The sequence below is a fragment of the Mesorhizobium sp. M0830 genome (assembly GCF_040319965.1).
GTDB lineage: Bacteria > Pseudomonadota > Alphaproteobacteria > Rhizobiales > Rhizobiaceae > Mesorhizobium.
In genome coordinates this window covers 79,640-91,699 of record NZ_JAMYOR010000008.1, presented here as the reverse complement: position 1 = coordinate 91,699, position 12,060 = coordinate 79,640, and the positions used below count along the sequence as shown (strand labels likewise).

Below are 12,060 nucleotides of genomic sequence, written 5' to 3'. Positions count from 1 at the left end.
CGGCGAACGTCAGCCCAGTCGCTAGCAGGCGTACCGGCGTGTGTTCATCAACGATCGCTGTGAAGCGCGGATCGAGCGCCTCGTGTGCCATTGCCCTAAGCCGGAAACCAGGGGCGGTTCGGCACCGTCTCGGTCAACGGCCCTGGTACAGTCATGCCAAGCCGGCCCACCACCCGCTGGTGTTCGATTTTTGCCGGGCGATCGTGAACCGGCAGCAAGTATCGATAGTTGTTGAGCAGCTTCTTTATCGCGCCTTTTTCCTCGCGCTTGGTGTTCGAGTGATTGCCCGTTGTTCGGGGCTCCATATGGTTGTTGGTGTAGACGTGGTTCACGATCTGATCGTTGAAGTCGTAAATGACGTCGCCGCACAGACAGGCGAGGCCGTCGGCGGTTTCAACGATCACATTCATCGAGCCCTCGGTGTGGGCGCCCGCACGTTCGCACCAGACGCCCGGGATGATCTCCTCAGCTCCGGTAATGTCGAGGTCAAGGAAACGGAGCGCCTCGGGTTCATAGAGGCGGTCGACTAGGTGTTTGATATCGGGCTTCGGGTATTGCGGAAACATGATGCCCGATACGGAGAATTCCATCTCGCGGCGATTGACCACGACGGTCGTGTTCATCGGAAAAAGGTCATCCTTGCCGGCATGGTCGATGTGGAGGTGGGTATGGCAGACGTACCGCACGTCGCCCATTTTCACGCCATGCTTGGCTAGCTGGTTCTCGATCATGTTGTCATGGAATTGGAGGCCGCGCATGCCAAGCGATTCCATGATGGCGTTGTCGCGGTAACCGGTGTCGACGACGACCGGATAGGTGCCCCCAAGAATGAGGAAGCCATAGACCGGCACGCGGCGCACCCGCCCGCATTCGTGGCCAAGCACGAGAAAGCTCGTTTCGAGTTCGATATCACCATAGTCCAGAACGTGGATCGTGAGTGCCATTGCTGTCTCCCTGTTTAGTCAAAGCCGATAGAGGCGAGCTGCGGTATCGTTGAAAATTGCCGATCTGGCCTTTTTGGACAGTCCGGAAGCGGCTTCCAGAAAAGCGGAAAGCAGCTCGCCATAGGTCGTCCAGAGGCGTTCGATCGGGAAGTTTGAGCCGAACATGCAGCGATTGGCGCCAAACAGACGCACAGTTGTCGCGACCATGTCAGCGATGAAGGCAGGATCGTTCCGATGAATGAACGTGCCGAAGGCGGAGAGCTTGGTTGCGATATTCGGGCATGAAGCGAGCAGCTTCATGCCTTCTTTCCAGGCGGCTCGACCCTCGGGGCTGGTGTCTTCCAGCATTCCAGCGTGCTGGAGCACAAAAGTGACATCCGGGCAGCCCCTCGCTAGCCCTGCAGCGCCTTCCATCTGGCTGGCGAAAACCTGCAGGTCGAAGCTGAAGCCATAGTCGGCCAGGCGGGCAATGTTGCTCATCACTTTCGGATCCGTGCAGAGGTCCGGACGGGACGCAAAGCGGTAGAGCGGATTCTCGTGCCAATGCAGCTGGTGTCTGATGCCCCGCACGAGCGAGACGCGGGCGAGTTTGTCGAGGGCAGGACGCACGTCCGCAACCGTCACATCGGCAAAAGCAACAATTGCGTGCGGCCAGCCGGTCCGGTCCGCGGTAGCCTGCACCCATGCCGCCTCGTCCGCTGCCCAATTGGGTGCCCAGTTCGCCTGGATGTAGACCGACTTGTTGATTCCCGTGCTGTCAATTTCCGACAGGAATTCCTCCACGAGGTAGTCGCGCCGAATAGCCGCGTATTCGCCGAAAATGCGCGGACGCTCCACACCCAAGAGCCAAGGCAGATCGGTTTGCCGCCAAATGTGGTGGTGCGCGTCGATCATGCGAGCCTCGACAACCCAAGAATGGCCTGGCACATGCCACGCAGGTCGGCGGCTCCTTCAAGTCTGTCGACCATTGGGGCGATGGCACGCATGGCTTGTGTTTCTGGCCGGTAGCCGGGTTCGGCGGCGAGGGGAGAAATCCACAGCGTCCGCCAGCAAAGCCTCGTTAGACTGTGCACCATTTTGGCGAGTTCGGCCGGGTCACCACGTTCAAGGCCGTCGGAAACGACAACCACGGCAGCGCCGCGCGCCAAAGCGGCGTAGCGCGGCACGGCCAGGAATATTCCAAGCGCCTCGCCGAGCCGGGTGCCTCCCTCGAAATCCGCCACGGCCTGTGATGCTCTGGAAAGAGCAACCGCCTGCTCTTGAGGTGACAGCGCCGCAGTGACACGCGTGAGCCGCGTGCCAAGCGTGAACACCTCGACACGCTCGGCCACTTGAACAACGCGATGGGCGATCTTCAGGGCCGGCTCGGAGTAGCCCGCCATGGAACCCGAGACATCTATGAGGAGCAGCAGGCGACGCGGCCGAACGCGGCGGAGCGTGCGGTGCAGCTTGATGGTTTCACCGCCATGCCGCATCGCTCCCTTAAGCGTCCGCCGAAGGTCGATGTCATCACCCCGCCTATCCGGGGTGCGCCGAAATGTTCGCCGCATGGGAAGGCGCCGCCGCAGAAATTGGTCAAATCCTTGCAGACCGCCCTCGTCCTTCCCTTGGCCAAGCGTCGCCACGCCCAGTTGCTCCTCGAAGCTGGCGGCCTCCCCCGAAGGCTCACCTTCTTGCTCGTGGCTCACATCGGCTTGGATACCCAAGGGCTCATGCGCTTCGACGCCGGTATCGTCGTCATCGACAAGATCCCCTCCCGGCAGCGTGTGGCCCAGGAAATGAGCCCTGAAGAGCGCGTCGTAATCGGCAATGCGCTCGTGCGGTATCGCAAACAACGACAGGCCCGCGCGCCGGATATCCTCTGGTCCTTGCGGGCCAAGCGCACCCACCGCCGCGACAAACCCGATCGTCTGATCGGGAGCGACCGCAAAGCCGGCGCTGCGCAAGAGCGGCGCGAAAGACAGGAATGGATCGAGGCCTATCATTGCACGGCCTCCCCAGGCAGAAGCCGGTCCAGCATCGGGGCGACGTACAGGAGGTCGTCCTGATCCTTGACGGCGACACCGATCGCTCGGCGAAAAGCGTCCGGCCAGCGAGCGCCTTGTGCGTTGAGCAGGGTAGCAGCCTCCGCCCACTCGACCGTTTCCGCTACTCCTGGAGGTTTGGCGAGGGGCTCCTGCCGCATGAGCCCGACCGAAGCAACCACCGCCTCTGCCGTCGCTCGCGCAACCGATGAGGCCCGGGCCATCACGATCTCCGTTTCGAGGGATGCGTCCGGATAGGAAATCCAATGGTAGACGCAGCGTCGCCGCAAAGCCTCATGCAGATCCCGCGTGCGGTTGGAAGTCAGCACCACAACCGGAGGTTCGTCCGCGCGTACTGTCCCGGTCTCCGGTATGGAGATTGAAAAGTCGGATAGAAACTCAAGCAGAAAGGCCTCGAATTCGGCGTCTGCGCGGTCAATTTCGTCGACCAGCAACAGCGTTGTTCGTGGTGAACGCAGAGCATCCAAGAGCGGCCGAACCAACAAAAACTCTTCGGAAAACAGATTGAGGCCGGCCTCGGTGGACTGGCGGATCGCGAGCATCTGGCGTGGATAGTTCCAGTCGTAGAGCGCAGCGGAGGCGTCGATCCCTTCGTAACACTGCATCCTGACGAGGCGACGGCCCAACACCCCCGCAAGCGCCTTGGCGGCTTCCGTCTTGCCGACGCCCGGAGCGCCTTCCAGCAGGAGGGGTTTGCCGAGCGCCAGCGCGAGATAAGCAGCCGTAGCCAGGTCATCGCCGGCCAGGTATTGAGCGCCGACAAGCGCCTCGCGGAGCTCGATGGGCGATGAAATGCCCGAGGTCGATGCCCTGATCGCCATTAGTACGCAGCCCGCTTTTTAGCGCCGCCATTGGCGCGCAGGCCACGAAGTATCTTCTCTGGCGTAAACGGCAGTGCATCGCAGCGCACGCCCACAGCATCGTAGATGGCATTCGCGACTGCGGGCAGCACGGGGTTCGCGCACATTTCGCCGGGGCCCTTGCCGCCGAAGGGCGCATCCTCGGCAGGACGCTCGAGCACCGCGATATGATGTGGCACGACTTCAGCTGGGCCTGGCATCAGGTAGGTGTTGAAATCCAGCGGCAAGTGAGTGCGCTGAGGGTAATAAGGCTCCGTGGTCTCGTAGAGTGCGTGGGCAACACCCATCCAGGCACCGCCGATAAGTTGCTGCTCGACCAGCTTCTCGTTTAGAGCGCGGCCGAGCTCGTAGGCGGAATTAATCTCGGTTACCACGACTTCGCCGGTCTCATCGTCCACCTCCAGGTCGACGACCAGAGCGGCATGAGCAAACGTCGTGACGGGCGTCATCTCGCCGGTGTCGGGATCGACCGGAGATGGCGGGATCAAGAAAATGCCGCGCCCGGACAAGGTGCGCCCCTGCTTGAACTGGGCAGCGATAGCGGTCTGCGATATGGTGATGGACCGGGAGGGCGACCCCTTCACAATGATGTTGCCCTTGCCGTCCGTGTCGAGGTCGGCGGCGGCGACTTCCAATTCTTCCGCAGCCGCTTCCAACATCTGCTTGCGTGCTTCGGCGGAAGCTCTGATGACTGCATTGCCCACGCGATGCGTACCGCGGGAAGCGAATGATCCCATGTCGTGAGGGCCGGTGTCGCTGTCCGCCGTGTCGACCTGTACGTCGGCGATCGGCACGCCCAGCGCCTCGGCCGCGATCTGACGAACGACAGACTTCATGCCCTGACCGAGATCGATCGCGGACAGCGTGACCATGAATTTGCCGTCGGGATTGGAATGGACCAGCGCCTGCGACGGGTCGCCGCCGAGGTTCATGCCGATCGGGTAGTTGATGCAAGCAAAACCGCGGCCCTTGTGGATCGACATTTCATCGCCTCCGTATGCCTGAGAGAAACCGCGACGCACCCGGCCGCGTCACGCCACGTGTGAATGCCTCATCCGGCTGGTAGGGTGCAGAAGACGGCGGCGGTAGCGGTGCCATAGGTGTTGGTGGGATGGGCGGCGGCTGTCTGCTGCCGGCGGGGGGTGCTACACCCGCTGCTGCCGGCGGCATGGCGACACGCGGCACTACGGGTGGCAGGCCCGGTGGCGAACCGGCTGTCGCTTCAGGAGCAAGCCTCGGCGCGCCAGTCCGGTGACCCACGCGTCCCGCTTCAAGCACCATGTCCCGATTTTGTACCAACGCCCGCGCATCCTGTGGATGCACGGTTCCAGCAGGGAGCATCCTGCTCGCGCGCGGCGATGGTCCGTTCATCGAGACTTTGCCCTGCCGGCGCTCACCGATCTTCCCCTCGGTGTCGAGCGCGGTCTCGGGGATAACGGCTCGCTCCGGTGTCCCGCCACCAGAGAGGCTCGACGCCTGTAGAAACTCGGGCCGCAGTGACCAATCGGCCTTGCCCGCCACAACCTGGCAGCACTCGATCAGCGCGGTGTTCTTGGCGACGCGCCGATGCGCCTTCATGTCGCCATCGCGATAGGCGTTGAGGATGCGCAACTCTATCGGGTCTATGCCGACCACCTCGGCAACCCGATCCATGTGGCATTCAATCGCAAAATCAACACCGGTGACGCCGAAGCCGCGCATCGCCGTGGCCGGCGTACGATTGGTGAACACCATATAGACGTTGGCGGCGACATTGGGGATCGTATAGGGACCCGGCAGGTGGCCTGTCCCTTTTTGTACCGCATAGGACGATAGGCGCGTATAGGCGCCGCTGTCGAAATAGCCGGTGAATTCGCGAGCCAGGATGCGGCCGTCCGCGGCAACGCCATCTTTTAGAACCCAGCGCTCCGCTCCACGGGGCGCGCCGACCTGCATCTCCTCTTCGCGGTCCCATTGAAACTTGACGGGGCGTCCGGTGAGCATGGCACCCAGGACGGCCATCGGCTCGGTAATGCTGTCCACCTTGCCCCCGAACCCACCACCGACGGTGCCGCCGATGAAGTGAAGCCGCGCTGATGAGATGTCGAGAATCTTGGCCGTCGTCCCGAGTGAAAAGAACAGGGCCTGGGTACTGGTGTGGCACACATATCGATCGTTGGTCTCAGGCGCGGCTATGGCGCCGCAAGTCTCCATGGGCGCCTGTTCGATCGGCGACATCTGATAGGTCGCCTCGACAATATGTTTCGCCGCGCGAAATCCGGCCTGGACATCGCCAAAACGCAACTTCTGATGATCGTAAGGACCGTAGTCGAAAGTGTTGTTAGGATAGGCCTCTTGCACGGACGGCGCACCGGGAGCGATTGCTTCCTCGACATCGAGCACGTGCGGCAGCACCTCCCAATCGACGCGAACCGCGTCGCAGGCGGCACGGGCCTGGCTCTCGCTCGTAGCGATGATGGCCAGCACCGGCTCGCCCCGATAGGCAACCTTCGTCGATGAGATCAGCGGTTCGTCGTCTCGCCCGAACCCTATGATAGAAAGCAGCGTATTGAGGTTCCGCGGTACATCCGCCGCGCGTACGATCCGAATGACGCCGGTCATGCGTTCCGCCGCCGACGTGTCGATGCCGCGAATTCGAGCATGGTGATGCGGTGATCGAACGGCGCGCATGTGCAGCATGCCGTCAAAGAGGTGATCGTCAAAATATCGAGTGCGGCCGGTAACGTGGCCGATGATGTCAACGCGCAGATGCGGCTTGCCGATTACCTTGAGCGTGTCGTCTCGCTCGTCGGCAAAGAGGTCGCGCCGGAATTCGATGGAGCTCATAGGGAATTCACTCCCGCGCGGTTGGCTGCGGTCAGGATGGCGTCGATGATCGGCTCGTAGCCGGTACAGCGGCATAGATTGCCGGATATTGCCTCGGCGACTTGTTCTCGACTTGGCCGAGGATTTCGGACGAGCAGTGTCTTGGCGGCCATCAGCATGCCCCCGGTGCAGAAACCACATTGCGCGGCGAAGCCTTCAATGAACGCGGTCTGCAAGGGATCGAGGACAGGCCCATCGGCGAGGCCCGCCGGCGTCTGCACATGTGTAGCGGCGACGGTTTCGGCCAAGGTCAGGCAGGCCAGTCGCAGCTCGCCATCGATCCGCACGGAGCAGGCGCCGCATGTGCCCTGCCCGCATCCGTATTTCGGTGAGAGGTCGCCCGCGCCGCGGCGCAGCACATCCAAGAGATTTGCTCCATCGTCCACGAAAACCGATCGCTCAGTGCCATTGAGATGGAAGGAAAGTGCGGTTTTCGGCATCAGGCGCCTTGCCCCTCTATCAGCAGACGTCCGAGATGAACCGCAGCCACTTCGCGGCGGTACCACGCACTGGCGAGCGCGTCGTCTTCGGGTTCGAGACCGTCGCAAGTGACCCTAAGGGCGGCTTGCACTCCCGCGAGGTCGGACGGAGCGCCGCGGAGAGCTGCCTCGGCGGCTCGGGCACGGAGGGGTCGTGGTCCCATGGCGCCGAACGCGATCCTCACTTCGCCGAAACGCGTCCCAGTCTTCGGTAGGTGCGCGGCGATGCTCATGACCGAAATTCCCTTGGGCTTTACCCGGGTAACCTTTCGGAAGCGGAACTCGCCAGTCGTCAGCCGTGGGACGGTTACGGCAGCGACCAGGCCGCGCATTACAGTCCCGCGCGCAGCAAGGAAGGTCTCTAACGCCTCGGTGCGGTCATCCGCCATGACCACGTCCGCCCCTGCCGCCAGGAGCGCGGTGGTGAAATCGCCGTAGGGAGACGGCGCGAAGAGATTGCCTCCGACTGTCGCCATGTTGCGGATGGCGGGTCCACCAATAGCGCGCGCAGCCGGCGCGAGAAACGCAAGATCGGGGGTTGAGGCGATTGCGGCAAAGGTAACCCCAGCGCCAATCCGGATGCGGTTGCCCGCGGATGTCACCTCACGCATAGAAGTATCTTCAACCACGAGAATGCGGGCCACACTCTGGGGCGCGTAGTTCAACTGCCGCATCAGCAGCGTTCCGCCGCCTAGAACATGGACGTCCCTGGCGTGGCCGGAACGCGCCGCTTCCGCTATTGTCTGAAATCGCTCTATCGTTGTCACGACGTGCTAGCCTCCAATTGGCTGCGGACTGCGTCGAATCCGGCTTGGTAGATGTCGTTGCCGATCATGGAGGCCAACTCGGTCTCTCGACCGGTTGGTGCATCGAACCGGCCTAGCCATTCCCAGAAGGTGTGATGCCCGTCAGTCACGGGAAGCAGGCGCACGTGTGCCACATAGTTGAAGATCGGCAGTGGGGTATCGAGGAGGCAGTAGCTGAGCGCCCATTCCAGGTCCGACAGCGTAAGGAGCTTCTCACGCATTTCGGTGCCGTTTGCCAAACGGAAGTTCCGCACGCAGCCGACGCGGTCAGAGTACAATCCGCGCTCAATGTGGCTCTCCACGACAATTGGGTGCCAGCGGTCGTGGCCATTGAAGTCACGCACGACGTCCCAGACCGCCTCGATTGGCGCGCTGACGATGGTGCTGCGGACGACCCTGACCACGACCTATGCCGCCTTACTTCTTCAACTTCATTCCGGCGGGATCGAAGGTCGTGACCTGCGTGTACATGAGGCCATCCTTCGTGATATAGGCGTCGGCGCCCTTGTAAGGCTCTGCCAGCCAGGGCGCATCCACACGCCAAGAGACGGCGACCGTGTCGCCGATCGTCTTGACCTTCTCGGGGCTAAAGACCGCGCCCTTGAAGCCGCCTGCGGCGCGCTCTTTGCAGAAGCCGGTGAATAGGTCACCGACCGCGTTCCGGCCTTCGACCGAGCCGCCGTTCGGCAGAATGAAAAGAATCTCCTCAGGGTACTGCGCCATGAGCCGATTCCAGTCGCATTTGCTCAGCGCATCGACATGTTCGACGACGACCATCTCTGCGTTGGACTGAACCTTCAGTGGCGGCAGTGTCGGCTTTTTGTCCTGCGCCATTGCACCACTCACCATGGTCGCCAGGCTCGCTGCTATCAGGCATGTTATGCGTTGCATTGTCTTCCTCCCTTTGTTGAACTTGGTTTTCAGTCCACGTCATCAGCCCGCGAAATGGCGTTTGAGCGCCTCAAAGCCGCCCATGAAGACATTTCGGCTGATATGTTTGACAAGGTCGTCCTCGTCTTTCGGGTCGCACCCGAACTCGGCCGACCACTCGATGAACGTGCGGTCTCCTTCGGTCACGGGCGTAAGTCGAAGGGTGGCGACATAATCCGTCACCGCCATCGGGCTCTCGACGATCTCGTAGGTGCAGAACATGTCGTAGTCGGAGAGACCGAGTAGACGTTCACGCAGCCGGTCACCGTTCTGAAGTTGGAAGCTGCGAATACAACCGACTTTGTCGGAAGGCAGCGCGTCTTCGATACGGCTGTCGCGCATGCGCGGGTGCCACCGCGGCAGCCCGTTGAAATCGCGCACACGCTCCCAAACCTTGGCTGCCGGGGCGCCGATCACCGACGATGCATAGACCCGCGCCATCTCAGGCCTTCCCGCCGTCGGTCTTCGGCGCTGCCTTCTGTTTGGCAGTGTCCGCCGCGACGCGCTGCATGTCTGCGGCATCTCGGATCAAGCCGCCCTGGCGCGCGATGTTCGACCCGTCTATGCCGATGTCGGCCAGCAGGCTGTCGATCATCGGCGCCTGCACACGGTAGCGCAGCGCCGAGTTGATCACCTCTTCGGTGGGACTTGGGCGGTTAGCATCGCCTTCGCCCCCCCAACCGGGAGCACCACTGCCGCCCAGCTGCACGATTTTGATCTCGTTGATTTTCTCAAGCGGCTTCACCGAAGCCGCAACAATGCCCTCGATCCGCTCGAGCAGCCGACGTCGGAACATTCCCAAGCGGGCGCCATCCGACAGCACGTTTTCGGCCTCGTAGATGAGCTTCTGCGCCTCGGCCTCGACAGCCGCTCGGATCTTGTCGGCGCCGGCGGCGATCTTCGTCTGTTCCGCTTCCTTCTCGGCCATCGTCACATCGACCGCCTTGCGACGCTTCGCGGCGGCGGTCTCGCGCGCCGTGGCCACCTCTTCGGCGGCCCCTGCAGCGAGCGCTCGTGCCTGTTCGGCTTCGACGGCGGCCGCACTTTCCTGCAGCGACTTCGCGTAGATAGTGATCGCCTTCTCCATAGCGGCCTCCTCCACCGCCTTCTCCCGTGCGATCTCGAGCTTGCGACGGTCCGTCTGATGACTTATGCGAGCGTCGTCGAGCCCGCGCTCCGAAGCGATCCGGGCCCGTTCGATCTCCTCCTGGCTGGCGATTTCGGCTTCGCGCACGATCTGGACGCGCGAAATCTCCAGCTGCTCCAACGCCTTGCGCCGCTCGAGCCTGCGTGTATCGAGAGCCAACTCGGCGCCGATCTTCTCGGCATCGATGGTCTTCGCCTTCGTCACCCGCGCTGTCTCGACAGCTGTGTCGGCGACGAGTTGAGCAGAATCGTTGGACTTGTTTCGCTCGATCTCCAGCTCCCTAACGCGCATGTCACGGGCGATCTTCTCCGCCGCGGTGGCGCCTTCCTCATCAATTCGCTGGCTATCGACCTGTCGGCGCGAACTGATCTCGGCCGTTTCGATTGCCTCATTCTTCGCGATTTCACGCGAGCGAATTTCGCCGTCGCGGGCAATCTCGGCCGTGCGCAACCGCACCTGCTCCATGATCTTGGCCGCCTGCACTTCCTCATCGGCGGAAACCGCGAGAAGCTCCACAGCGCGGTTCCGTGCAATTTCGCGTTCCTTGAAATCCTGCTCATAGGCAATGCGATCCGCGGCGAGCGCCTTTTCGCGCGCTATCCGAGCCTCTTCCGTGACGTGTTTTGATTTGATCTCGGCCTCGTCCACGACCTGGTTGCGTGCGATCTCGGCTTCGCGAGTCGCTCTTTCCATGCCGATGCGCGCCTCCGTGATGTGTAGCTCGTTGGCGATGCGCGCCGTCTCGACCACTTGACGCGCCGTGATCCCGGCTTCGTCGACTGCACGCTGCCGTTCAATTTCCTGCGTTTGCGTCTCCCGATCATTCGCGATCCGCGCTTCCGTGACGACTCGTTCCTGGGTGATGCGAGCCTTTCCCACAGTCTCGAGAGCCGTAATCTCCGCTACATCGGTGCTCTGTTGGTTCTTGATACGGGTCGCACTGATCTCCTGCTGCTGCGTCAGCCGCGCCTTCTCGATAACTTCGACGGTCGCGATCTCGGCCTCATCGATCGCGCGTTTCCGCCCAATCTCAAGCTGGCGCACCTCACGCTCAGAAGCGATCCGTGCCTCGGTGATCTGCTGCTCGATCCGTATGCGCGACGTCTCGACCGCCTCCCGGGAGAGAAGGGTCGCATGCTCGGCATCTCGATCACGTTCAGAACGCTCGCGCGTCAGTTCGGATCGCTGCGCGGCGCGGCGGAATTCGATCTCACGTTCCTGTTCGAGCCGGGCTTCCTCGCTTGCGCGCTCGATGTCGAGCGATTTCCGTTCCGCCTCCAGGTTGCGTGCCCGGATTTGCGTCATGGTTTCCTGCTCGATGTCGTTGCGCAGCTTCCGCCGCCCTTCGACAGCCTCGACGACGCTCGTCAAGCCTTCTGCGTCGAACCGGTTTGATGGATTGAAATATGCGATGTCCGTCTGGTCGATGTCGGTGATAGCCACCGCTTCAAGTTCCAGCCCGTTCTTGTCCAATCCGTTTTGAGCGACCGCTTGCACCCGCGCGACATAGTCGTCGCGGTTCTCATGGATTTCGTCGATCGTTAATTGGCTGGCAACGGTGCGCAGCGCCGAAACGAATTTGCCGGAAAGAAGTTGATGGATACGCTCCGGCTCAAGTGTGCGGCGCCCGAGCGTCGAAGCGGCCAGGCTGACGCTCTGCCGATCCTGTTTGACGCGAATATAGAACTCCGCATCTACATCGATGCGAAGCCGGTCCTTGGTGATGAGCGCCTGCTCCCGATCGCGGGTAACACCGAGTTGGATGGAATTCATGCTGACGGGCGTGATGTCGTGGACGATTGGCCAAACAAATGCACCGCCGTCGATCACCACCTTTTCGCCGAGGAAGCCGGTGCGTACGAACGCCACCTCTTTCGTCGACCGGCGATAGAGCCAGTGCATCACCCAGAAGAGGACGAAGACGACAATTACGGCCAGTATGAGCCAGAGTATGAGTTGTCCGATAAGTTGACCTATCATGTGG

12 protein-coding genes are annotated in these 12,060 nt (G+C 62.0%); all 12 read right to left on the bottom strand.

Annotated elements, in window-relative coordinates; all coding sequences use genetic code 11:
• Positions 1–95 precede the first annotated feature (95 nt).
• A complete protein-coding gene (locus NKI20_RS07575; protein ID WP_352829541.1) occupies positions 96–944 on the bottom strand; it encodes an N-acyl homoserine lactonase family protein in 849 nt (282 codons plus the stop codon).
• 18 nt (positions 945–962) lie between these two features.
• Entirely contained in the window at positions 963–1,838 is an 876-nt protein-coding gene (locus tag NKI20_RS07570) for an amidohydrolase family protein (protein ID WP_352829539.1), read from the bottom strand.
• Positions 1,835–2,929, bottom strand: coding sequence for a vWA domain-containing protein (locus tag NKI20_RS07565; protein ID WP_352829537.1), 1,095 nt, complete (start codon positions 2,927–2,929; stop codon positions 1,835–1,837). Before NKI20_RS07565 ends, NKI20_RS07570 begins: the two co-directional genes overlap by 4 nt.
• A complete protein-coding gene (locus NKI20_RS07560) occupies positions 2,926–3,810 on the bottom strand; it encodes an AAA family ATPase (protein ID WP_352829535.1) in 885 nt (294 codons plus the stop codon). The genes NKI20_RS07565 and NKI20_RS07560 overlap by 4 nt, the downstream gene beginning before the upstream one ends.
• Entirely contained in the window at positions 3,810–4,832 is a 1,023-nt protein-coding gene (locus NKI20_RS07555; protein ID WP_352829533.1) for a xanthine dehydrogenase family protein molybdopterin-binding subunit, read from the bottom strand. Before NKI20_RS07555 ends, NKI20_RS07560 begins: the two co-directional genes overlap by 1 nt.
• A gap of 1 nt (position 4,833) precedes the next feature.
• Positions 4,834–6,675 (bottom strand): xanthine dehydrogenase family protein molybdopterin-binding subunit, encoded by a 1,842-nt coding sequence (locus tag NKI20_RS07550; protein ID WP_352829531.1) that lies wholly within the window; start codon positions 6,673–6,675, stop codon positions 4,834–4,836.
• Positions 6,672–7,154, bottom strand: coding sequence for a (2Fe-2S)-binding protein (locus tag NKI20_RS07545; RefSeq protein WP_352829529.1), 483 nt, complete (start codon positions 7,152–7,154; stop codon positions 6,672–6,674). Before NKI20_RS07545 ends, NKI20_RS07550 begins: the two co-directional genes overlap by 4 nt.
• Entirely contained in the window at positions 7,154–7,960 is an 807-nt protein-coding gene (locus NKI20_RS07540) for an FAD binding domain-containing protein (protein ID WP_352829527.1), read from the bottom strand. The genes NKI20_RS07545 and NKI20_RS07540 overlap by 1 nt, the downstream gene beginning before the upstream one ends.
• Positions 7,957–8,403: an SRPBCC family protein gene (locus NKI20_RS07535; protein ID WP_023725039.1), complete on the bottom strand. Its 447-nt coding sequence runs from the start codon at positions 8,401–8,403 to the stop codon at positions 7,957–7,959. Before NKI20_RS07535 ends, NKI20_RS07540 begins: the two co-directional genes overlap by 4 nt.
• Positions 8,404–8,416: 13 nt before the next feature.
• Positions 8,417–8,833, bottom strand: a complete 417-nt coding sequence (locus NKI20_RS07530) for a nuclear transport factor 2 family protein (RefSeq protein ID WP_023725040.1) — start codon at positions 8,831–8,833, stop codon at positions 8,417–8,419.
• A gap of 99 nt (positions 8,834–8,932) precedes the next feature.
• Complete coding sequence (locus NKI20_RS07525) at positions 8,933–9,370, bottom strand: SRPBCC family protein (RefSeq protein ID WP_023725041.1); 438 nt, start codon at positions 9,368–9,370, stop codon at positions 8,933–8,935.
• Position 9,371: 1 nt separating this feature from the next.
• The gene (locus tag NKI20_RS07520; RefSeq protein WP_352829525.1) at positions 9,372–12,056 is read right to left on the bottom strand and encodes a flotillin domain-containing protein; all 2,685 of its coding nucleotides are present in this window, start codon (positions 12,054–12,056) and stop codon (positions 9,372–9,374) included.
• Positions 12,057–12,060 lie beyond the last annotated feature (4 nt).